This is a genomic window from uncultured Pseudomonas sp., from assembly GCF_913777995.1.
Classification (GTDB): domain Bacteria; phylum Pseudomonadota; class Gammaproteobacteria; order Pseudomonadales; family Pseudomonadaceae; genus Aquipseudomonas.
This window is the reverse complement of sequence record NZ_CAJYVE010000031.1, coordinates 99237-121754: the sequence shown is the minus strand read 5'-3', so window position 1 is coordinate 121754 and position 22518 is coordinate 99237. Positions and strand designations below refer to the sequence as shown.

The 22518-nt window shown below is 64.5% G+C and carries 23 protein-coding genes and 1 riboswitch; of the genes, 6 read left to right on the top strand and 17 right to left on the bottom strand.

What is annotated here, in order from left to right; translation table 11 throughout:
* Nucleotides 1-94 precede the first annotated feature (94 nt).
* On the bottom strand, nucleotides 95-1099 hold the full coding sequence (ltaE, locus tag QZ497_RS13955) for a low-specificity L-threonine aldolase (RefSeq protein WP_295476124.1): 1005 nt from the start codon (nucleotides 1097-1099) through the stop codon (nucleotides 95-97).
* 111 nt (nucleotides 1100-1210) lie between these two features.
* Nucleotides 1211-1362, top strand: a riboswitch (FMN riboswitch).
* Between the two features lie 121 nt (nucleotides 1363-1483).
* On the opposite strand from ltaE, the gene QZ497_RS13950 reads away from it, so the two are divergent.
* Nucleotides 1484-1990, top strand: coding sequence for a 6,7-dimethyl-8-ribityllumazine synthase (locus QZ497_RS13950; protein WP_295475914.1), 507 nt, complete (start codon nucleotides 1484-1486; stop codon nucleotides 1988-1990).
* Between the two features lie 6 nt (nucleotides 1991-1996).
* On the opposite strand, the gene astE is transcribed toward QZ497_RS13950, so the two are convergent.
* From astE to acs, 14 genes are all read right to left on the bottom strand, one after another.
* Nucleotides 1997-3025, bottom strand: coding sequence for a succinylglutamate desuccinylase (astE, locus tag QZ497_RS13945; RefSeq protein ID WP_295475912.1), 1029 nt, complete (start codon nucleotides 3023-3025; stop codon nucleotides 1997-1999).
* 15 nt (nucleotides 3026-3040) lie between these two features.
* Nucleotides 3041-3325 (bottom strand): topoisomerase II, encoded by a 285-nt coding sequence (locus QZ497_RS13940; RefSeq protein WP_295475910.1) that lies wholly within the window; start codon nucleotides 3323-3325, stop codon nucleotides 3041-3043.
* A 56-nt stretch (nucleotides 3326-3381) separates the two neighbouring features.
* Nucleotides 3382-4728, bottom strand: coding sequence for an N-succinylarginine dihydrolase (astB, locus tag QZ497_RS13935; RefSeq protein WP_295475908.1), 1347 nt, complete (start codon nucleotides 4726-4728; stop codon nucleotides 3382-3384).
* Between the two features lie 47 nt (nucleotides 4729-4775).
* Entirely contained in the window at nucleotides 4776-6245 is a 1470-nt protein-coding gene (gene astD, locus QZ497_RS13930; protein WP_295476122.1) for a succinylglutamate-semialdehyde dehydrogenase, read from the bottom strand.
* The gene (gene astA, locus QZ497_RS13925; RefSeq protein WP_295475906.1) at nucleotides 6242-7258 is read right to left on the bottom strand and encodes an arginine N-succinyltransferase; all 1017 of its coding nucleotides are present in this window, start codon (nucleotides 7256-7258) and stop codon (nucleotides 6242-6244) included. The genes astD and astA overlap by 4 nt, the downstream gene beginning before the upstream one ends.
* Before the next feature lie 54 nt (nucleotides 7259-7312).
* Entirely contained in the window at nucleotides 7313-8338 is a 1026-nt protein-coding gene (gene aruF, locus QZ497_RS13920) for an arginine/ornithine succinyltransferase subunit alpha (protein ID WP_295475904.1), read from the bottom strand.
* Between the two features lie 110 nt (nucleotides 8339-8448).
* Complete coding sequence (locus QZ497_RS13915; RefSeq protein ID WP_295475902.1) at nucleotides 8449-9666, bottom strand: aspartate aminotransferase family protein; 1218 nt, start codon at nucleotides 9664-9666, stop codon at nucleotides 8449-8451.
* Between the two features lie 267 nt (nucleotides 9667-9933).
* Nucleotides 9934-10926 carry a transcriptional regulator ArgR gene (argR, locus tag QZ497_RS13910; RefSeq protein ID WP_295475900.1) on the bottom strand — a complete coding sequence of 331 codons (993 nt, stop codon included), beginning with the start codon at nucleotides 10924-10926 and terminating at the stop codon, nucleotides 9934-9936.
* A gap of 134 nt (nucleotides 10927-11060) precedes the next feature.
* On the bottom strand, nucleotides 11061-11825 hold the full coding sequence (locus QZ497_RS13905) for an ATP-binding cassette domain-containing protein (RefSeq protein ID WP_295475898.1): 765 nt from the start codon (nucleotides 11823-11825) through the stop codon (nucleotides 11061-11063).
* A gap of 22 nt (nucleotides 11826-11847) precedes the next feature.
* Nucleotides 11848-12960 (bottom strand): succinylglutamate desuccinylase/aspartoacylase family protein, encoded by a 1113-nt coding sequence (locus tag QZ497_RS13900; protein WP_295475896.1) that lies wholly within the window; start codon nucleotides 12958-12960, stop codon nucleotides 11848-11850.
* Nucleotide 12961: 1 nt separating this feature from the next.
* Complete coding sequence (locus QZ497_RS13895; RefSeq protein WP_295475894.1) at nucleotides 12962-13660, bottom strand: ABC transporter permease; 699 nt, start codon at nucleotides 13658-13660, stop codon at nucleotides 12962-12964.
* A complete protein-coding gene (locus QZ497_RS13890; RefSeq protein ID WP_295475893.1) occupies nucleotides 13657-14346 on the bottom strand; it encodes an ABC transporter permease in 690 nt (229 codons plus the stop codon). Before QZ497_RS13890 ends, QZ497_RS13895 begins: the two co-directional genes overlap by 4 nt.
* A gap of 104 nt (nucleotides 14347-14450) precedes the next feature.
* On the bottom strand, nucleotides 14451-15227 hold the full coding sequence (locus QZ497_RS13885) for an ABC transporter substrate-binding protein (protein ID WP_295475890.1): 777 nt from the start codon (nucleotides 15225-15227) through the stop codon (nucleotides 14451-14453).
* Between the two features lie 466 nt (nucleotides 15228-15693).
* Complete coding sequence (gene acs / locus QZ497_RS13880) at nucleotides 15694-17649, bottom strand: acetate--CoA ligase (protein ID WP_295475887.1); 1956 nt, start codon at nucleotides 17647-17649, stop codon at nucleotides 15694-15696.
* A 324-nt stretch (nucleotides 17650-17973) separates the two neighbouring features.
* Between acs and QZ497_RS13875 the strand changes: the two genes are divergently transcribed.
* From QZ497_RS13875 to QZ497_RS13855, 5 genes are all read left to right on the top strand, one after another.
* Nucleotides 17974-18252: a DUF2790 domain-containing protein gene (locus QZ497_RS13875; protein WP_295475884.1), complete on the top strand. Its 279-nt coding sequence runs from the start codon at nucleotides 17974-17976 to the stop codon at nucleotides 18250-18252.
* 123 nt (nucleotides 18253-18375) lie between these two features.
* On the top strand, nucleotides 18376-18732 hold the full coding sequence (locus QZ497_RS13870; RefSeq protein WP_295475881.1) for a 4a-hydroxytetrahydrobiopterin dehydratase: 357 nt from the start codon (nucleotides 18376-18378) through the stop codon (nucleotides 18730-18732).
* 143 nt (nucleotides 18733-18875) lie between these two features.
* Nucleotides 18876-19016, top strand: coding sequence for a hypothetical protein (locus QZ497_RS13865; RefSeq protein WP_295475878.1), 141 nt, complete (start codon nucleotides 18876-18878; stop codon nucleotides 19014-19016).
* A gap of 87 nt (nucleotides 19017-19103) precedes the next feature.
* Complete coding sequence (locus tag QZ497_RS13860; RefSeq protein WP_295475877.1) at nucleotides 19104-19283, top strand: hypothetical protein; 180 nt, start codon at nucleotides 19104-19106, stop codon at nucleotides 19281-19283.
* 165 nt (nucleotides 19284-19448) lie between these two features.
* Nucleotides 19449-20654, top strand: a complete 1206-nt coding sequence (locus QZ497_RS13855; protein ID WP_295476120.1) for an MFS transporter — start codon at nucleotides 19449-19451, stop codon at nucleotides 20652-20654.
* Here the strand turns inward: QZ497_RS13855 and arfB are convergent.
* Both arfB and QZ497_RS13845 read right to left on the bottom strand, forming a co-directional pair.
* Nucleotides 20648-21061 (bottom strand): alternative ribosome rescue aminoacyl-tRNA hydrolase ArfB, encoded by a 414-nt coding sequence (gene arfB / locus QZ497_RS13850; RefSeq protein ID WP_295475873.1) that lies wholly within the window; start codon nucleotides 21059-21061, stop codon nucleotides 20648-20650. The two genes, QZ497_RS13855 and arfB, sit on opposite strands and share 7 nt — an antisense overlap.
* A 38-nt stretch (nucleotides 21062-21099) precedes the next feature.
* Entirely contained in the window at nucleotides 21100-22482 is a 1383-nt protein-coding gene (locus QZ497_RS13845; protein ID WP_295475871.1) for an amino acid permease, read from the bottom strand.
* Nucleotides 22483-22518 lie beyond the last annotated feature (36 nt).

Sequence of the window (22518 nt, the reverse complement as noted above, 5' to 3'; positions counted from 1 at the left end):
ACGTAACGACGGCAAAGGGCCGCATTATATAGGCGTTGCGTCCCCGGTACAGTGTGTTTGTACGATAGAGACGATTCACTGGATTATCGGTCGCCTAGGTGTTCAGGAAGGCGGCGAAGATTTCCAGCACCTGCTCGACCTGTGCCGCCGAAACGTCCAGGTGTGTAACCAGGCGCAGGCGCGGCGCGGCATTGATGGCCACCCCTCGCGCAGCGCAGAAGGCCTTGAGCGCGGCCACCCGCTCGCCCGCCTGCACGTAGACCATGTTGGTCTGCACCGGCTCCACAGCGTAGCCCAGCCGGCGCAGCCCCTCGCCCAGACGCTGGGCAGCGGCATGATCCTCGGCCAGGCGCTCGACCTGATGGTCCAGGGCATACAGCCCGGCCGCAGCCAGCCCCCCGGCCTGGCGCATCCCGCCGCCGAGCATCTTGCGCAGCCGCGCCGCCTTGCCAATCAGTTCACGGCTGCCGCATAGCACCGACCCGACCGGCGCGCCCAGCCCCTTGGACAGACATACTGAAACCGAGTCGAAATGCCGGGTGATCTGCTGTGCCTCGACGCCCAGTTTCACCGCTGCGTTGTACAGCCGCGCGCCGTCGAGGTGATGGCCCAGGCCCTGTTCGTGAGTCAGCTGTCGGGCTGCAGCCAGGTATTGCAGCGGCAACACTTTGCCCTGCATGGTGTTTTCCAGGGCCAGCAGGCGGGTACGGGCGAAGTGGAAGTCATCGGGCTTGATCGCCGCTCGCACCTGCTCCAGGTCCAGCGAGCCATCGGCCTGGTGATCCAGCGGCTGCGGCTGGATCGAGCCGAGCACGGCAGCACCGCCGCCCTCGTACTTGTACGTGTGGGCCTGCTGGCCGACGATGTATTCGTCACCGCGCTCGCAATGCGCCATCAACCCGAGCAGGTTGCTCATGGTGCCGGACGGCACGAACAGCGCCGCCTCGAAACCCAGGCGCTCGGCCAGTACCGCCTGCAGGCGATTGACCGTCGGATCTTCGCCGTACACATCGTCACCCAGCGGCGCCCGAGTCATGGCCTGGAGCATGCCGGCAGTGGGCTGGGTCACGGTATCGCTGCGCAAATCGATCACTGTCAGACTCCCTGAACTGACTGCTTATAAGCAAATGACTGGACACCCTACCAAAGTGTCCAAGCATGTTGTCCGCAACTGTGATAAAAAACCTGCGCCGCCCGTCAAAAGGGCCGGCAACGTTCTCAGGGCGGGGTGCAAGTCCCCACCGGCGGTAATGGCGCAACGCGCCTAGCCCGCGAGCGCTTCAGGCACCCGTGCCTGAAGGTCAGCAGACCCGGTGCGATTCCGGGGCCGACGGTCATAGTCCGGATGAAGAGAGAACGGGATGTGTCGATCGTATAAGGAAAAGCTTCCGCGAAGGCCGCAGGCCCTAGATGTTTTCCTACGCAGCCAGTATCCCCTTCGATCCAAACGCCCTGTTTTATTCATAAACAGGAGTCAGAACACGTGCAACCCACTTCCATCGGCAGCAAGAGCCACGCCGGCGAGCGCATCGCCTTCATCCAGGCCTGCTGGCACAAGGAAATCGTCGACCAGAGCCGCCAGGGCTTCGTCGCGGAAATCACCCGTCTGGGCTACAGCGAGCAGGACATCGACTTCTTCGAGGTCGGCGGTGCCTTCGAAATCCCGCTGCATGCCAAGCTGCTGGCCGAAAGCGGCCGCTACGCCGGCATCGTCGCGGCAGGCCTGGTGGTCGACGGCGGTATCTACCGCCATGAGTTCGTGGCCCAGTCGGTGATCAGCGGCCTGATGCAGGTGCAGCTGGAAACCCGCACCCCGGTATTCTCGGTGGTGCTCACCCCGCACCACTTCCACGCCGGCGAAGAGCACCAGAAGTTCTTCTTCGAGCACTTCGTGCACAAGGGCCAGGAAGCCGCGCGCACCTGCGCCGACACCCTGGCCAAGGTCCGCCAGCTGCACCACCTCAGTACTCCGCAGAAAGCGGCCAGCTGATCGGCATCACCCTGCAGGCGTGACCCGCGCCTGCAGGACATCCTCGCCTGCCGGGACAATCAGGATCCCCGCCCGCAACCCGTTGGCGACCCGAGGGTTGGGGAAGATGATCCGCGTGCCTTCCTGCTCCACCACCCAGCGCGTGGCGCCGTCCTCGGCCAACAGAAAGCCTTTTTCCAGTTCGGAGAAGTTCTCCACATCACCGGCCAGATGCAGCACGAAGCTATCGCTGCGCTTGATCAGTTCCTGGGCGACGCTGAACAGCTGCAGGCCCTCCAGGCTGTCATCCTCGTTCTCCGGCTCACGCCCTTCGATCATCTGGACCAGCCGCGTGCGCAATGCCGACAGGTCGACCTGCTGGTTCTGCCCGAACGGCCGGGCCTTGCCCAGTTCCAGGGTGAAGGCTTCGGCATCCAGCTTGTCACGGGTATAGGCGCTGAACACCGACGAAGGCTTGCTTTGCAGCAGCGCCGCGCGGATGCCGGCCGCTCGCAGACAGGCCAGCTCGTGGCGGGAGGTGGGTCGGCCTTCCTTAAAGGGGCACAGGGCGAACTGCTCGATCTTCGAACCACGCAGGGCGGTATGCAGGTCGTAGTGCAGGCGGTAGCGCTCCGCCAGGCTGAAAAAGCTGGCGGCCAGGCGCTCCAGCTCACAGGCGCGCAACGCCTCGACACCGCCGCTCTGTTCATGCAGGCCATTGAACAAGCGGTTGACGTCCTGTTCGACATACCGCACTCCGCGACGCATCGCCTCGGGATTGCCGAACAGGAAGAGAATGCGCGCGCGGGGCTTGAGTTCACCCCGGGCGATGCCGCGAATCAGCTCGTCGAGCAACTCGATGGGCGCGGTCTCGTTACCGTGGATACCGGCCGACAGCAGCAGGTCCAGGCCGTTGTCGCCGCCCTGGGGTGGGCGCACTTCCAGGGCGCCCTCGCCCAGCCAGCGCATACGCACGCCGCCGACGGTCAGTTGAGTCTTTTCCGCCGGCTCACGGCCGGCTAGGGTCAGGTCAAGCAGCTTACCGAGGGCCAGCATAGGCGTTTCCCTGTCTTAGTGATTGCAGTCCGGTCCATGGACGTGACCGTCTTCTTCCTCAAGATCGGCGGGTTCCATCTCCAACTGAAGGCTCATCAGGTTGGTCGCCAGGGGCCGCAGCAGCAGGTTGGCGTATTCGGTGTCACCTTCCTCGACATCGACCCCGATCAGCAGCTGGCCACGGCCGTCGTGCTGGATCCACACTTCCTTGCCTTGCCAGACCACGGCCAGCCGCGAGCTGGAAACCGTGCGGGTGCTGCCATCGGCGTCTTCAAGGATCAACTGCAGGGCGTCGCTCATGTTCCGGTGCTCCAGGCATTTTGATAAGGCGGGCGCAGCCAGCTGCGCCGCGAAGGTCAGTCTGTTTGAAACGGATAAACGGCGCCCAGTTTAAGGATTTGCGTCAGCTCGTCCAATGCCGTGCGGCATTCGATGAGCAATTGCGGGTCGGCCAGGTCCTCTTCATGCATGCGGTCGCGGTAATGCCGAACCACCCAACCGGTGAGCGTCTGGTAGAGCGCATCGTCAAGCAGCACCGCCGGGTTGACTGCCGCCAACTCCGCCTCGGTAAGGGCCACGCGCAGGCGCAGGCAGGCCGGGCCACCCCCGTTGCGCATGCTCTGCTTGAGATCGAAAACCCGCACCTGACGAATCGGCCCGCCGCTGGCCAGCAGACCCTGCAGGTAACTCCATACCTTCTGGTTGGCCTGGCACTCCTGCGGCACCACCAGCAGCATGGAGCCGTCGTCACGGCTGAGCAGCTGGCTGTTGAACAGGTACGAGCGCACCGCGTCCTCGACGCCAACCTCGGCGCGCGGCACGGCGATGGCCTGCAGGCTGGCGCCGACCCGCGCCAGCTTGTCCTGCAACTCGCCCAGCACCGCCGGGCCATTGAGGAAGGCGTCTTCATGGTGGAACAGCACCTGGGCGTTGGCCACGGCGATCACGTCGTTGTGGAACACCCCCTGGTCGATCACCGCCGGATTCTGCTGGGCGAACACTACGCGGTCGTCGCTCAGGCCATGCAGGCGGGCCACGGCGCGAGAGGCCTCCAGGGTCTGGCGCGCCGGGTAGCGCTGCGGGGCCGGATAGCGGGTGTCGAAGGCGCTGCGACCGTAGACGAAGAACTCCACCCCCGGCTGGCCATGATCCCGGCACAGGCGGCTGTGGTTCGCCGCGCCTTCGTCACCGAACTGCGCGACGTCCGGCAATGCCGGGTGATGGGCAAAGTGACGGGGGTCACTGAACATCGTCTGCAACAGGCGGCTGGTCGTGGGGTGCTCCAGGCTGCGGTGGTACTTGCAGTTGAGATTGGCGGCCGTGAAGTGCACGCGGCCATCGCCGGTGTCGGCACTGGGGCTGACCGTCGCGGCATTGGCCACCCACATGCTGGAAGCCGAGCAACTGGCAGCCAGCAGCGGCATGTCCTGGCGCGCCGCCTTCTCGATGACCTGCGCGTCGCTGCCGGTAAAGCCCAGACGGCGCAGGCTGGCGACGTCCGGGCGCTCCTGTGGGGCGATGACCCCCTGGGTGAAGCCCAGGTCCATCAGCGCCTTCATCTTCGCCAGGCCCTGCAAGGCAGCCTCGCGCGGGTTGGAGCTGAGCTGGCCGTTGTTCTGCGAAGCGACGTTGCCGTAGGACAAGCCGCCATAGTTGTGGGTCGGGCCTACCAGGCCGTCAAAATTGACTTCACGGGTTTTCATCGGCACGGCTCCACGGCTCTGTTTTCTTATGCTGCAACACGCCTGGCTCAGCCCAGGCAGACGCCCGGCGACAGGCTGGCCGGCAAGCCCAGCGCCGGGCTTTCCAGCGACGCCACCGGCCAGGCGCAGTAGTCGGCGGCGTAATAGGCACTGGCGCGGTGATTGCCCGACGCCCCTACCCCACCGAACGGCGCGCTGCTGGCGGCACCGGTCAGGGGTTTGTTCCAGTTGACGATACCGGCGCGGCTCTGCAGCCAAAAATCGCGGTACAACGCCTCGCTGTCGGACAGCAGCCCGGCGGCCAGGCCGTACTGGGTGGCGTTGGCCTCGGCCATGGCCGAGGCGAAATCGGCATGGCGGATCACTTGCAGCAACGGGCCGAACAGCTCCTGGTCAGGGCGCTGAGCCACGGCAGTGACATCGATGATGCCTGGGCTGAGCAAGGCGGTGCCGTCCTGTACCCGGGTCATGGCCAACAGCGGCGTGGCGCCATCGGCAAGCAGTTGCGCCTGGGCCTGCAGCAGCGCCTCGGCAGCTGCCAGGGAAATCACCGCGCCCATGAACGGCGCCGGCGTGCTGTCGAAGGCACCCACCCGCAAGCTGCCGCTGACCTGCACCAGGCGCGCCAGAAAGGCATCACCCCAGGCGCCGCGCGGCACCAGCAGCCGACGCGCGCAGGTGCAGCGCTGGCCGGCAGAGAGAAACGCCGACTGGATCACCGTGTACACCGCCGCATCGACGTCCTGCACCTCATCGACCAGCAGGGGGTTATTGCCGCCCATTTCCAGGGCCAGGATCTTCTGCGGCTGGCCGCCGAACTGGCGATGCAGGGCCTGGCCAGTGTGGCTGGAACCGGTGAAGAACAGGCCATCGATACCCGGGTGCGCCGCCAGCGCCTTGCCGGTGTCGCGCCCACCTTGCAGCAGGTTGAGTACGCCGGCGGGCAGGCCGGCCTCGGCCCAGCACTGCAGAGTCAGTTCGGCCACGCCAGGGGTCAGCTCGCTGGGCTTGAACACCACGGTATTGCCGGCCAGCAACGCCGGGACGATATGCCCGTTGGGCAGGTGGCCAGGAAAATTGTAGGGGCCGAACACCGCCACCACGCCATGCGGCTTGTGGCGCAGCACCGCGGTGGCATCGCCCAGCGGCCCGCTCTTCTCCCCGGTACGCTCGCCGTAGCTCTGGATCGAAATGGCCACCTTGTTGATCATGCTGGTGACTTCGGTCGCAGCTTCCCACAGCGGCTTGCCGGTTTCCTCACCGATACGGCGGGCCAGTTCATCGGCCCGCTGCTTCAGGCGGACGGCAAAGGCCTGCAACAGATCGATGCGTGCCTGCAGCGGACGCACGGCCCAGCCGGCGAAGGCCCGACGTGCTGCCTGCAGCGCCTGGTCCACCTGCGCCGCCGTGGCCGCCTGGCCGGACCAGACCACCTGCTGGCTGACCGGGTTGCGTGAAGCGAAGGCCTCGCCCTGCCCCTGCAACCAGACGCCGTCGATGTACAGGCCGTTCATCAGGCACCCGCCGACAGCGGCACGGCGCGCACGTTGTCACCCGGCCCCATGCGCAGGCGCCGGGCCGTGGCCGGGTCGACCACCAGGGTGCCGGCCACCGACCGCGCACGCCCCACGGTAATGCGGCAGTCTTCGCGTTTGCGGTTATGAATGAGGAACAGCGGCGCTTCGTCACCGGCGGTGCCGATCGACAGCACCAGCGCCTGGCTGTCGCGCACGGCGCGAATCTTGTTGGTCTCGCACTCGATGGCCGGCCCGGCGTCGAAGATGTCGACATAGCCCTGGTAGGTGAAGCCTTCGCTCTTGAGCATGGTCAGCGCCGGCTCGGTCTCGGCGTGCACGCGGCCAATGACGTTGCGCGCATCATCCGAGAGGAAGCAGGTGTACAGCGGAAACTTGGGCATCAGTTCGGCGATGAACGCCTTGTTGCCCACCCCGGTCAGGTAGTCGGCCTGGCTGAACTCCATCTTGAAGAAGTGCCGCCCCAGGCTTTCCCAGAATGGCGAACGGCCATGAGCGTCGGAGATGCCGCGCATCTCGGCGATGATCTTCGGTCCGAACAACTGCGGGAATTCGGCGATGAACAGCATGCGCGCCTTGGACAGCAGACGGCCATTGAGGCCTGTGCGCGAATCGGCGTGCAGGAACAGCGAGCACAGCTCGGAATTGCCGGTCAGGTCGTTGGCCAGGAACAGCGTGGGAATCTCGCGGTAGATGTTCAGCTCCTGCGAGGCGTTGACCGTCAGCCCCACCCGGTAGTTGTACCAGGGCTCGCGCAGCCCTACGGCACCGGCGATGGCAGAAATGCCGATGACCCGCCCATCGTCGTCTTCGAGAACGAACAGGTAGTCGGAGTCGGCGCGCTCGGCCTCGCCGCGAAAGCTTTTTTCCGCCCAGCCGACCCGGTGGGTCAGGCGCTGCTCATTGGCTGGCAGGGTCGTCAGGCCGGCGCCGGTGCTGCGCGCCAGGTCGATCAGCGCGGGCAGGTCACTGCTGCGTACGGAACGAACGATCATCTCTTCTCCTCAACGGACCCTCTGCGGGCCCGGCTAACCTGGCGACCTGGGCCGTCAGACCGAAACGATGCGCACACTGGCGCCTTCCCCGACCCCCAGGGCCAGCGCTGCTGCCTGGGTGAGAGTGACCGGACGACCCGGCGCCCAGTCCAGCTCCAGCAGCACGGCACGGTAATCCTGCAGCAAGTCATTGGCCACCAGATACAGGCGCCCGCCACGCGGTACGTCCTCACCCGCCTGGATCTTCACCGGCACCAGGCGGCTCTGGGCAATGGAACGAATGCCCGAGACCCGCGCATGCAGGGTCGGTCCACCGTCGAAAATGTCTATGTAGTGATCGGTTTCGAAGCCTTCGCGCATGAGGATGTCGAAGGTGATCTGCGCACGCGGGTGCACCTGCCCCATGGCCTCTTGCGCGTCGTCGGACAGCAACGGCACGTAAATGGGGTAATGCGGCATCAGCTCGGCCAGGAAGGTTCGGCTCTTCAGGCCGCAAAGGCGTTCGGCGTCGGCGTAGTTCAGATTGAAGAAGTGTCGGCCGATGGAGTCCCAGAACGGCGAGTCGCCATGCTCGTCGCTGTAGCCGACGATCTCGGTAACCAGCGAATCGGCGAAGCGCTCCGGGTGGTTGGCGATGAACAGCAGGCGCCCGCGGGAGTTGAGTTCCGACCAGGCGGTGCCGACCAGTTCGGGAATCACATAGAAACTGGTCAGCAGGCTGTTGCCCGTCAGGTCGTGGCACAGCGACAGGACGTGGGTCTTGTTGTGGATCTTCAGTTCACGGGAGGCGTGGACGAAGGTCTCGTTGCGAAAGCTGTAGAACGGCTCGGAATACCCGGCCGAAGCCACGATGCCGGAGCAACCGACCAGGCGCCCGGTCTCGCTGTCTTCCAGCACGAAGAAATAGGTTTCTTCACCGTTGAAGCTGACTTCGGCGGCGAAGGACGACTCCGATGCGGCGATCTTGTCACCCAGGCGGCCTGCATCGTCAGGCAGGGAGGTGACACCGATCGGGCTGTCGGCGGCGAGGCGCTGGACCTCGGCCAGGTCGGCCATTTGCGCAGGGCGCATCACCAGCATGGCGTCACTCCTTAGCGTGTGTCGCGGTCAGGGCTGCACGCCGACAGCCGGCATGCAGTGGAAACGGGCACCGCGACCGGCCAGAAGCTGGCAGGTCGCGGCGGTCTGGATCAGGCAGTCAGTTTGGCGATGGCACGCTCGAAGCGGTCCAGGCCTTCCTCGATGTCCGCATCAAGAATCACCAGGCTCGGCGCGAAACGCACCACGTCCGGGCCGGCCTGCAGAATCATCAGGTCCTCGGCCTCGGCGGCAGCGAAGATGTCCTTGGCACGGCCTTTCCAGGCATCGCTCAGTACCGCACCGATCAGCAGACCCAGGCCGCGCACCTGGCTGAATACGCCGTACTGCTCACCGATACGCTCCAGGCGGGTGCGGAACAGCTGGTGTTTGGCGGCCACGCCTTCGAGCACCTGCGGGGTATTGACGATGTCGATTACCGCCTCGCCCACCGCACAGGCCAGCGGGTTGCCGCCGTAGGTGGTGCCGTGAACGCCGACCGCAAGGTGCTTGGCCAGCTTCTCGGTGGTCAGCATCGCCGCCAGCGGGAAGCCACCGCCAATGCTCTTGGCGCTGGAAAGGATGTCGGGCGTCACGCCATAGTGCTGGTAGGCGAACAGCTTGCCGGTACGGCCCATGCCGCTCTGCACTTCGTCGAAGACCAGCAGCGCGTTGTGGCGGTCGCACAGCGCGCGGGCGCCCTGCAGGTAGGCCAGGTCACCGGGCAGCACCCCGCCCTCGCCCTGGATCGGCTCCAGCACCACGGCGCAGGTCTTGTCGCTGATCGCCGCTTCCAGCGCAGCCAGGTCGTTGTACGGCACATGGCTGATACCGGTGATCTTCGGCCCGAAGCCGTCGGAATACTTGGGCTGGCCACCCACGCTGACGGTGAACAGGGTACGGCCATGGAAGCTGTTCAGCGCAGCGATGATCTCGTACTTCTCCGGCCCGTACAGGTCATGGGCGACACGGCGGGCCAGCTTGAAGGCCGCTTCGTTGGCCTCGGCGCCGGAGTTGCAGAAGAACACCCGCTCGGCGAAGGTGGCGTCGACCAGCTTGTGCGCCAGGCGCAGCGCCGGTTCGTTGGTGAACACGTTGGACACATGCCACAGGTTGTTGGCCTGGGCGGTCAGCGCGCCAACCAGTGCCGGATGGCAGTGGCCCAGGGCATTCACCGCAATGCCGCCGGCGAAATCCACCAGTTCACGGCCCGCCTGGTCCCATACGCGCGAACCGGCGCCACGCACGGGAATGAACCCGGCCGGCGCATAGTTGGGAACCATGACCTGGTCGAAATCGGCGCGTTGCACCGCAGCATGCTCAACGGACATCAGAATCTCCTGGAGAGAAGCACCTGCCTGGAACTGGCAAGCGCATCGAAAAGAATTGTAAGGACTGCATTTTGTCCGGCCTTGCTGGCAGGCGACAAGTTGTTACAGCTCAGGAGCAGTAGCGCAGGCCGTTTTTCAGAGAGGCGACATATTGCTTCACAAACCGGTAATTGAAAACAGCCAGGGCTTGCGCTGCAAGCTGCAAGAAGTCTGGCGACGAGCGCCAATCTCTGCCTGCAACCTGCGGCTTATGGCTTGCCGCTGCGCTCAACCGCGCTCAGCAGGTACCGAGGACAGTTCGAACGGGCTGTTGCTGCGTCGCTGGTTGCGGTCTTCGCGCGGGGTGGCGCCAAAGAAGTTGCGATACGCGCTGGAAAAATGCGGGCCGGACGAGAAGCCGCACGACAGGCCGATCTGGATGATCGACTTGCTGGTCTGCATCAGCATCTGCCGCGCCTTGTTCAGGCGCAGCTCCAGGTAATACTGGCTGGGCACGCGGTTCAGGTACTGCTTGAAGATGCGCTCCAGCTGGCGGCGCGATACGCAGACATGCTGGGCGATCTCGTCGGTGGTCAGCGGTTCTTCGATGTTCGCCTCCATCAGCAGCACGGCCTGGGTCAGCTTCGGGTGGCTGGACCCCAGGCGATTCTGCAACGGAATGCGCTGGCGCTCGCCGCCTTCGCGAATGCGCTCGACCACCAGCTCTTCGGACACCGCGCCGGCCAGTTCCGCGCCGTGGTCGCGGGACAGCACCGCTAGCAGCAGGTCGAGTACCGACAGGCCGCCACAGGCAGTAAGGCGGTCGCGATCCCAGTCGAACAGGTGGCTGGTGGCGATGGCCTTGGGGAAGCGCTCGCTGAAATCATCCTGCCAGCGCCAGTGCACCGCCACGCGGTAGCCGTCGAGCAGGCCCAGCTGCGCCAGCGGGTAGACGCCGGCCGACAGGCCGCCAATCATGCAGCCGCTACGCACCAGGAACTTGAGCGCGCTGCCCAGGCTGGCAGAAACCGGCGCCGGTGGCTCGTCGGCCAGCAGAAACAGCTTGCCCAGCCCCTCGAGCGCGGCAGGCGACCAGGGCTCGCCCGGCAGGCGCCAGCCCTCCTCGGCCACCGCGCCGGCCGCCTCGGCCTGCAGGAACACGGCTTCGTAGCGCACTTCGGGGTGGACCCTCTGGGCCACGCTCAAGGCTTCCTCGGCCAGTGCCAGCGTAAGGGCCCTGGTGCCGGGCCAGACGAGAAAACCTATTCGATGGGCAGTCATTCGGACATCCAGTACTGATAAGACCCGCACCCACAGCCACCTTGGCTGGCGGCACACCCGCTGACGCTGCCGGCCCCGCGGGCCTGACGCAGCATGCCTTGTTCAACGGCAAAAAGCACCTTCACAGGGCGGTACTACTTGAGACTGCCCGACAGGAACTGGCGCAGGCGCTCGGAACTGGGGTTGGCCAGCACCTCGCGGGGGTCGCCCTGCTCCTGAACCAGCCCCTGGTGCAGGAACACCAACTGGTTGGACACCTCGCGGGCAAAGCCCATCTCATGGGTGACCACCACCATGGTGCGGCCTTCCTGGGCCAGGCTCTGCATGACCTTGAGCACGTCACCGACCAGCTCCGGGTCCAGCGCCGAGGTCGGCTCGTCGAACAGCATCACCTCCGGCTCCATGGCCAGGGCACGGGCGATGGCCACGCGTTGCTGCTCGCCACCGGACATGTGCCCCGGGTAGGCGTCCTTGCGATGCGCTACGCCCACCCGCGCCAGATAGTGCTCAGCGCGCTCGATCGCCTCCTTGCGCGACACCCCCAACACCTGGATCGGCGCCTCGATGACGTTCTCCAGGGCGGTCATGTGCCCCCACAGGTTGAAGTGCTGGAACACCATCGACAGCCGCGAGCGCATGCGCTGCAACTGCTTGGGGTCAGCGGCGCGCAGGGCGCCGTCCTTGCCCGGCACCAGGCGCAGCTCTTCGTCGTTGAGCAGGATCTTGCCGGCGTGCGGCTGTTCGAGCAGGTTGATGCAGCGCAGGAAGGTGCTCTTGCCCGAGCCGCTGGAGCCGATGATGCTGATGACATCACCGGCCCGGGCGGTCAGGGACACACCCTTGAGCACCTCGTGGGTGCCGTAGCGCTTGTGCAGATCCTGGACTTGCAGTTTGTTCATCTGGTTTTCCCGAAAAGAGCGGTCAGTCACTGAGCAGGCGCCCCTGGCGTCGCGCCGTGCGCCCCGCCACCTTGGCCAGCCAGAAACCGGGTTGTGCGTAGCGAAGCCGCTCGACGGCGAACAGCACGCCAGCGGTGGTCGAACAGACGGTGCTGGCCTGGTCGGACAACGGGTCGATGACCTCGAACAGCGGCTCGCCCTCCTCGACCCATACCCCCGGCTGACGCAGGAAGCTCACCACGCCCGGATGCGGTGCATAGAACAGCTCGGTACCCTCGAACGGCATGCCCTCGCACGCCTCGCCGGCAGCCTGTGGCCAGGCGCCTTCGATGAAGCCCTGCTCGGCAAGGAACGCCAGGATACCGTCGGCGTGCGCCTGCACCTGCTCGCGGCGGGTGTCGGCCTGGCCACCCAGTTCCAAGGTAGTGGCCAGGCAGGCCAGCGGAATCTGCGCCTGTGGGAAGATCCGCGACAGGCGCAGCCACGGCAGCGAGCAGGCTTCGTCGAATGAACTGCCGCCGGAGTCCTCGGCCAGCAGCGCGACCTTCATGCCCATGTGGGCGGCCAGCGAGCGCCACTGCGGCCAATGCTGCGGCAGGGCGTACATGTGCAGCGCCGCTTCGGCGTCACAGTGCAGGTCAAGCACCACGTCGGCATCGCAGGCATGGGTGATCAGCAGGCGCTGCAAGCCTTCCAGCTCGCTTTGCGCGGCCGGCAGCGCGGCCAGCGCGTCGCGCATGGCCTGGCGAATCAACTGCACATTGGCCCGTGGGTCGTCGCCCAGGCGCCCCTCGACCTGCGCCGCCACCGGCTCGCTCAGCTCGAAGAAGTCCCGGTTGAAGTTGCGCCCACTGGCGAATTCGAAGCGCCCCTGGTGCGCGCCTTGCAGCAGTTGGCCCAGGCCCAGCGGGTTGGCCACCGGCACCAGCTCGACGGTGCCCTTGAGCGCGCCCTGGGCCTCCAGTTGCGCCAGGCGCTGCTTGAGTTCCCAGGCGGTGCGCATGCCCGGCAGTTCATCGGCGTGCAGGCTGGCCTGGATGTAGGCCTTGCGCTCGCCGGCACCGAAACGGAAGACCGAAAGCTGGCGCGAAGTGCCCAGGCTGCTCCAGGGCAATGAATGATCGATACGTTGCATGTCAGACCTTCCTCGGGGCCAGATACCCCAACCAGCGGCGTTCAGCCAACCTGAACAGCCGCACGAGAATGAAAGTCAGGCACAGATAGAAGACGCCTGCGGTGATATAGGCCTCGAAAGGCAGGTAGTACTGGGCATTGACGGTACGCGCCGCGCCGGTGATGTCGATCAGGGTGACGATGGAGGCCAGGCTGGTGGTCTGCAGCATCATGATCACTTCATTGCTGTATTGCGGCAGCGCACGACGCAACGCCGAGGGTAGCAGGATGCGCCGGTACAAGGTCACTGGCGACATGCCCATGGCCCGCGCCGCCTCGATCTCCCCCGCCGGGGTGGCCTTGAGGCTGCCGGCGATGATTTCGGCGGTGTAGGCGCTGGTATTGATGGCGAACGCCAGGCAGGCGCAAAACGTCGCGCTGGACAACCAGGGCCACAGGAAGCTCTCGCGCACTACGGCGAACTGCGCCAGGCCGTAGTAGATCAGGAACAGCTGCACCAGCATCGGCGTGCCGCGAATCACGTAGGTGTACAGCCAGGCTGGCAGGTTGACCCAGCGGTTCCTGGAGACGCGCATGATACCCAGCGGCAGAGCCGCCAGCAGGCCGAAGAACAGCGCAATGCCCAGCAGCTTGAGGGTGGTCAGCAGGCCGCTGAAGTACAGCGGCAGGCTGTCCCAGACCACGTTGTAATCGAAAATCATAGCTCGGCCGCCCTCACACCCACGGTGTAGCGTTTTTCCAGCCAGCGCAGCGCCAGCAGCGAGACGCTGGTAATCAGCAGGTACAGTGCCGCCACCGCCAGGTAGAAGGTGAACGGTTCACGGGTCGCGTCCGCCGCCTGCTTGGCCTTGAACATCATGTCCTGCAGGCCGACCACGGAGATCAGCGCGGTGGCCTTGGTCAGCACCAGCCAGTTGTTGGTGAAGCCGGGAATCGCCAGGCGGATCATCTGCGGCACCTGGATGCGCCAGAACACCTGGAAACGGCTCATGCCGTAGGCCATGCCGGCCTCGGCCTGGCCCTTGGGAATCCCCATGAACGCGCCGCGGAAGGTTTCCGACAGGTAAGCGCCGAAGATGAAGCCGAGGGTGAAGATGCCCGACGCCATCGGGTCGAGGTCGATGTAGTCATCGAAGCCCAGCAGCGGCGCGATGCGGTTGATCAGGTCCTGGCCGCCATAGAAGATCAGCAGGATCAGCACCAGGTCGGGAATTCCGCGCACCACGGTGCTGTACAGGTCGCCCAGCCAGGCCAGCCAGCGCAGGGGCGACAGGCGAATTGCCACGCCAAGCAGGCCCAGGACGATTGCCAGGGCCATCGACGACAATGCCAGCTGCAGCGTCAGCCAGGTGCCTTCGAGGATCACGGCCCCGTAGCCATTCAACATGTTCAGTGGTCCTCAAACAGGCAGATAAAAAATGGCGCAAACCGGGATTTTCCCGTGTTGCGCCATTTCGACAGCAGCCATTACGGCTTTGCTTGCCGCCGGTATCACTTACCGTAGATATCGAAGTCGAAGTACTTGTCCTGGATGGCCTTGTACTTGCCGTTGGCGCGAATGGCCGCGATGGCGGCGTTCAGGCGCTCGAGGTTTTCCTTGTCGCCCTTGCGCACGGCAATGCCGATCCCTTCGCCGAAGTATTTCGGGTCGGTGAAGGCCGGGCCGGTGAATGCGTAGCCCTTGCCGGCGTCGGTCTTCAGGAAGCCGTCCTGCAGCAGGGTGGCGTCGGCGACGGTGCCGTCCAGGCGGCCGGCGGTGATGTCCAGGTAGATTTCGTTCTGCGAGCTGTAGGGCGTGACCACTGCGCCCTTGGGTGCCAGCACTTCACGGGCGAAGCGCTCGTGGATCGAGCCACGCTGCACGCCGATGCGCTTGCCGGAGATTTCCGCCAGGCTGTCGCTGACCGCTACGCCTTCCTTGAGCACCAGGCGTGCCGGGGAGTTGTAGTACTTGCCAGTGAAGTCCACGGACTTCTTGCGGTCGTCGGTGATGGACATGGACGACAGAATGGCGTCGATCTTGCGGACCTTCAGCGCCGGGATCAGGCCATCGAACTCCTGCTCGACCCAGGTGCATTTGACCTTCATCTCTTCGCACAGGGCATTACCGATGTCGTAGTCGAAGCCCACGATGCTGCCGTCGGCGGCTTTGGAGGCGAACGGAGGATAGGCCGCTTCGATGCCGATCTTCAGGGGTTTCTCATCGGCGAATACCGGCTGGACGATCATCGACAACGCCAAAGCGCCAAAAAGCACTAGCTTCTTCATTCCTGGAACTCCATCGGTAGATCATGTGGGCGACAGATTGAGCATAGAGCCCAATGCGCCAAGCGGTAGCGGATGTGCGATGCGCAATGTCGAGCAACTGCATGGGACATTGCGAATGGGCGGGCATTTTAACGGCAGGGCGAAAGTCGATATTTCTTCAATGCGACAACTAGTTACAGAAGCTCTAGCTTTGCATGAAAGCCACATTGACAAATCTGAAGCGAGCTGCTTTGCGCAAATCATTTGAAACAGAAATCCGCGCAGCAAAGCCGCACATTATTCGCAAAGCCCCGCTGCACGGCAAGCCCGACAGCGTCCAGCCTGCATGGCGGTGCGCGCCCAGACGGGCGGCGAGACCGGATGATGGCCCTGCTGCCCGCCTGGTAACAAACGGATAAATATCCTGCTTGCCAGACGAAAACGCCCCACCCGGCCAGGCCGGATGGGGCGTCGTGGGCATCGGCGATCAGGCCGCGCTCATGGTCTTGTGGGTGTCGATCAGGTGCTGTACCACGCCCGGGTCGGCCAGGGTGGAGATATCACCCAGCGCGTCGTACTCGCCGGTGGCAATCTTGCGCAGGATACGTCGCATGATCTTGCCGGAACGGGTCTTCGGCAGCCCCGGCGCCCACTGGATGACGTCTGGCGAGGCAATAGGACCGATCTCCTTGCGCACCCAGTTGCGCAGCTCCAGGCGCAGCGCTTCGTCGGGCACCTCGCCAGAGTTGAGGGTCACGTACACGTAGATGCCCTGTCCCTTGAGGTCGTGCGGCACGCCGACCACCGCCGCTTCGGCGACTTTCGGGTGGGCGACCATGGCGCTCTCGATCTCGGCGGTGCCCATGCGGTGGCCGGAAACGTTGAGCACGTCGTCCACGCGACCGGTGATCCAGTAGTAGCCATCTTCGTCGCGGCGCGCACCGTCGCCGGTGAAGTACATGCCGCGGAAGGTCTTGAAGTAGGTGTCGACGAAACGGTCGTGGTCGCCGTACAGCGAACGCGACTGGCCTGGCCAGGAGTCGAGAATCACCAGATTGCCTTCGGCCGGCCCTTCGATCAGGTTGCCCAGGTTGTCGACCAGCGCGGGGATCACACCGAAGAACGGCCGGGTCGCCGAGCCTGGCTTGAGCGCCGTGGCGCCGGGCAGCGGGCTGATCAGGATGCCGCCGGTCTCGGTCTGCCACCAGGTGTCGACGATCGGGCACTGCTGCTTGCCCACGGTATCGTAGTACCAGCCCCAGGCCTCGGGGTTGATCGGCTCGCCCACCGAGCCCAGCAGGCGCAGGCTGGAGCCGTCGGCGCCTTCCACCGACTTGGTGCCCTCGGCCATCATCGCGCGAATGGCGGTAGGCGCGGTGTAGAGAATGTTGACCTTGTGCTTGTCGATGATCTTCGACACGCGGGTGATATCCGGGTAGTTCGGTACACCCTCGAACAGCAGGGTGGTCGCACCGTTGGCCAGCGGACCGTAGACGATGTAGCTGTGGCCGGTGACCCAGCCCACGTCGGCGGTGCACCAGTAGACCTCGCCGGGGCGGTAGTCGAATACGCGCTCGTGGGTCAGCGCGGCATACAGCAGGTAGCCCGCCGTGGTGTGCAGCACGCCCTTGGGCTTGCCGGTGGAACCGGAGGTGTAGAGGATGAACAGCGACTCTTCGGCGCCCATTTCCTTCGGCGCACAGGTGCTCGACGCCACTTCCAGCAGGGCGTGGTACCAGATGTCACGGTGACGGTTCCACTCGATCTCGCCACCGGTGCGCTTGCACACGATGACTTTCTGCACGCTGCTGGTCTCGGGGTTGGTCAGGGCGCGGTCGACGTTGGCCTTCAGCGGCGTCTTCTTGCCACCCCGCAGACCTTCGTCAGCGGTGATCACCACCTTGGAGCGGCAGTCGATGATGCGACCGGCCAGTGCCTCGGGAGAGAAGCCACCGAACACCACCGAGTGGATGGCACCGATGCGCGCGCAGGCCAGCATGGCCACCACGGCCTCGGGAATCATCGGCATGTAGATGGTCACCACGTCGCCGCGGTGCACGTCCTGGCCACGCAGGGCGTTGGCGAACTTGCAGACTTCGGCATGCAGCTCGCGGTAGGTGATCTCGCGGTGTTCGGACGGGTCGTCGCCTTCCCAGATGATCGCGATGCTGTCGCCGCGCTCTTCCAGGTGACGGTCGAGGCAGTTGTAGGCGACGTTGAGGGTGCCGTCGGCGAACCACTTGATGTCGACGCGATGATCGTCGAAAGAGGTCTGCTTGACGTGGGTAAAGGGCTTGATCCAATCGAGGCGCTTGGCCTGCTCACGCCAGAAGCCATCGGGGTTGACCACCGACTGCTGGTACATGGCCTTGTAGGTCGCCTCATCGGTCAGCGTATTGGCCGCGACTTCCGGGCGGACGGGATACAGGGAAGCTGCACTCATCTTGGTTACCTCGGTGAATAGTTGTTGTTGTATGCCGTTGTTGTATCCCGCTACCGGATGAGGGGCCATTCGACGATGGTCTTACCGTTCGGTGCCTGTCCTGCGCCGGCCGCAGCCCGGCGCCCACCCGGCGCATTGTTGCAGTTTTGCCAAAGACGCTTATCAGCATGACTCGTATATCCCCCGCCGTCAGCTCCCTAGAATGGGCCTCGCCAATCGGCAACCAAGCGACATCCCCCCACGCAAAAAGGCTCGCCCATCGACCTGAAAACGGTCGATGCGCCCCCTTGCACACTGAATTTGGCACTTGAAGAAGGTCCGAAAATGAAACGCTCACTCTGGGTTCTGGCACTCTGCGGTTTCAGCACACTGGTCATGGCTGACGAACCCGCTGCCCGAACGGCCAGCCAGACAGACTCCGCCATCCCTGCAGTCGAAACCTACACCTACGGCTCGCACCCGGATATCGCCCGGGTGATCTCGATCAGCCCCACCCCCAACGTCTGCAAGGTGGTGCCAGTGCGCATGACCTACGAAGACTCCCACGGCCAGCGGCACGTCATGAGCTACCAGATCATGGCCAACGGCTGCGGCAACAGCTGACCCTCATAACAACAAGAAAACGCCTCCCGGCACGCCCGGCGAGGCGTTTTTTCGTCCATGCCTGCAAAGCGCCGCGCCGGGCAGGCTATCCTGTCGGTTCAGCCTGCCACTCGGAGTCTGCTCATGACCACCCTGGACCAACGCCCCTGCCAGCCCTGTCACGGCCAGGCCAGCCCCGTTACCGATGAAGACCTGGTCGTGCTGATGCCGCAGCTGCCCGGCTGGCAATTGCACACCCGCGATGGCATCAAGCAGCTGGAAAAGACCTACGCCTTCAAGGATTTCGCCAGCGCCCTGGCCTTCACCAACACCATAGGGGCCCTGGCCGAGGGCGAAAATCATCACCCTGCCCTGCTGACCGAATGGGGGCGGGTCACCGTGACCTGGTGGACGCATGCCATCGGCGGCTTGCATGCCAACGACTTCATTCTTGCGGCGCGCACCGAAGGGGCCGCCGAGCAGGCGCCAGGCCATCAATGAGCGGCCCGGCCAGACAGCCGGAAACGGCGTTTGTTTCTTTCAGGGCAAATAAAAAAGTCTGATTGTCATCTTCACTGCGTTATCCTGTCGCAGCTTTGTTAAGCACGGTTCTATCTGCAAACCCCTTGCGAGGAGCAATGACTATGCATGAAATCCCGAACTTTCCCTTCACAAGCAACCAGGAAACCGCCCAGTCGGCCCTGGCGCAACAAGAGCTCGGCGTCGCCGCCGAACACCAGAGCACCCCGGCTGACGACAGCCAGCAGACCCTCGGCGAAGACTGAAGGCTGACCACAGGCGTATCGAAAACGGACCCTCCGTTTTCCATGCGCCTGTCATGACCGATCTACCCCGTTCTGAAGAAGTCCCTCATGAGTGAATTCACCCCGGAGCAAGCCGACACCCTGATCGGCACCGCCGAACAAATGATCCAGATCTGGAGCCGCCTGAGCCCGGAAAAGCAGAGCGCCCTGCTCAGCCGCTTCGGCACCCGGGAAAATGCCCTGGCCGCCCTGGTGACCACCCGTCTGCTGTCCCCCGCCAACAACTGATCAGCGCTACGCCTGGGCGAATTCGCCTGCGAGCGGCTATCGGTTAGCCATCCTCTCCCACACTTGTCGTACATCAATGCATTGACGGTATGATGGGCGGTGATCGTGAGCAGGCTAAGTTTCCAGGCTCTCGACGCTTTCGACCGCCTTCACTACCTGCGACGCCTGATGACCACACCTGAATCCGCTCCACAACCGACCCAACTGCAGGTAACCCTGCAGGTCGTGTCCATCGTGATGTTCACCTTCATCGGCTACCTGTACATCGGCATCCCCATCGCCGTATTACCGGGCTATGTGCACAACGAGCTGGGCTTGGGCACGATCACCGCCGGCCTGGTGATCAGCGTGCAGTACCTGGCCACCCTGCTCAGCCGGCCCTGGGCCGGGCGAGTGATCGACAACCTGGGCTGCAAGAAGGCCGTGCAGTTCGGCCTGCTCGGCTGTGCCGTCAGCGGTGTGTTCATGCTGGTGGCGGTGTGGCTGCAGCAATGGCCGCTGCTCAGCGTGGCTTGCCTGTTCGTCGGCCGGCTGATCCTCGGCAGTGCCGAAAGCCTGGTAGGGTCCGGCGCCATCGGCTGGGGCATTGGTCGGGTCGGCGCGCAACATACCGCCAAAGTGATCTCCTGGAACGGGATCGCCAGCTACGGCTCGATGGCCATCGGCGCCCCATTGGGGGTCTGGATGGTCAAGACTTTCGGCCTGGCCAGCATGGGCACAAGCCTGATCCTGCTGGGGCTGCTCAGCCAGTTGCTGGCCTGGAAAAAAGCCCCGGTGCCGATCGTGCACGGCGAGCGCATGCCGTTCATCCATGTGCTGGGCCGGGTATTCCCGCACGGCATGGGCCTGGCGCTGGGCTCCATCGGCTTCGGCACCATCGCCACCTTCATCACCCTCTATTACGCCAGCAAGCAGTGGCCCAACGCCGCGCTGTGCCTGACCCTGTTCGGCGCCTGCTTCATCATTGCGCGGCTGCTGTTCGGCAACCTCATCAATCGCCTGGGCGGCTTTCGCGTGGCGATCGCCTGCCTGAGCGTGGAAACCCTCGGCCTGCTGGCGCTGTGGATGGCCAATACGCCGGAGCTGGCGCTGCTCGGAGCAGCACTCACCGGCTTTGGTTTCTCGCTGGTGTTCCCGGCGCTGGGAGTCGAGGCGGTGAATCTGGTGCCGGCGTCCAGTCGTGGCGCCGCAGTGGGCGCCTATTCGCTGTTCATCGATCTGTCGCTGGGCCTGACCGGCCCATTGGCCGGTGCCATTGCCGCCGGCTTCGGCTTCGTGTCGATCTTCCTGTTCGCCGCCCTGGCCTCACTGGCCGGCCTGGCACTCAGCGTCACCCTGTATCGCCGCAGCCGACTGGCCCGTAGTCAGTAATCGATCTTGCCGCGCCCGGCCTTGATCGAACCGCGCTGGCTCTTGGCTTCCAGGCGGCGTTTCTGTGAACCGAGGGTTGGCTTGGTCGGCCGGCGCTTCTTCTCCACCCTGGTCGCGGCCTGGATCAGCTCCACCAGGCGCAGCAGCGCATCGGCGCGATTCTGCTCCTGGGTACGATACTGCTGGGCCTTGATGACGATCACCCCCTCGGCGGTAATGCGGCTGTCACGCCAGGCCAGCAGGCGTTCCTTGTAGAACGCCGGAAGCGAAGACGCCTGGATGTCGAAACGCAGGTGAATGGCACTGGAGACCTTGTTGACGTTCTGCCCACCCGCGCCCTGGGCGCGAATGGCCGACCATTCGATCTCGCTGTCCGGCAGCTGGACCGTGTTGGAAATGACCAGCATCAGCGCCTCCCGTCGAAGTGTTCAGCCACGCGCCCAGCTCAGGCGAGCTTGGCCCGGCGCGGCTTGAGCCAGTAGAACACAGCCATCACCGCCAGCCACACCGGTATCGCGAACACCGAGATGCGAATACCGGGGATCAACAACATGATGCCCAGGATCAGCCCCACGAAGGCCAGGCACAGGTAGTTGCCCCAGGGATACCACAGCGCCTTGAAGGCCGGAACCTGGCCACTGCGCTGCAGATGCTGGCGAAACTTCAGGTGCGAGTAGCTGATCATCGCCCAGTTGATCACCAGTGTCGCCACCACCAGCGACATCAACAGCTCCAGCGCCTCGCCGGGCATCAGGTAGTTGAGCAGCACGGCAATCACGGTGACCGCCGCCGAGGCGAGAATCGCCGGCACCGGCACGCCGCGCCCGTCGACCCTGGCCAGGCCGCGCGGCGCATCGCCCTGCTCAGCCATGCCCACCAGCATGCGGCTGTTGCAGTAGGTGCCGCTGTTGTACACCGACAGCGCCGCGGTCAGCACCACGAAGTTGAGCAGATGAGCGGCGGCATCGCTGCCCAGCAGGGAGAACACCTGCACGAAAGGACTGCCGCTGTAGGCATCGCCAGAGGCGTTCAACGTACCGAGCAGACTGTCCCAGGGCGTCAGCGACAACAGCACCAGCAACGCACCGATGTAGAAGATCAGGATGCGGTAGATGACCTGGTTGATCGCCTTGGGGATGACCGTTTTCGGCTGTTCGGCCTCGGCGGCGGTGAAGCCGAGCATTTCCAAGCCACCAAAGGAAAACATGATGAACGCCAAGGCCATGACCAGGCCGCTGACGCCGTGCGGGAAAAAGCCACCATGCGCCCACAGGTTGCTCACCGAGGCATCCGGGCCACCCTGACCGCTGAGCAGCAGGTAGCAGCCCAGGCCGATCATGCCAACGATCGCCGCGACCTTGATGATCGCGAACCAGAACTCGGTTTCACCGAAAACCTTCACATTGGTCAGGTTGATGGCGTTGATCAGCAGGAAGAACGCCGCTGCGGTGACCCAGGTCGGAATCTCCGGCCACCAGTAATGCACGTACTTGCCCACGGCGGAGAGTTCCGACATGCCCACCAGAATGTACAGCAGCCAGCAGTTCCAGCCCGACAAGAATCCGGCGAAGCCACCCCAGTAGTTGTGCGCGAAATGACTGAACGAGCCGGCCACCGGCTCTTCGACGATCATCTCGCCGAGTTGGCGCATGATCAGGAAGGCGATGAAGCCGCAGATGGCATAGCCCAGGATCATCGAGGGCCCGGCACTCTTGAGCACACCGGCCGAGCCCAGGAACAGGCCGGTGCCCACCGCACCACCCAGGGCGATGAGCTGGATATGGCGGTTCTTCAACCGGCGCTTGAAGCCGGAGTCGCTTGCAGTCATTGAAGCTACCTGATGTCTGTTGCGGGTACGAAAATA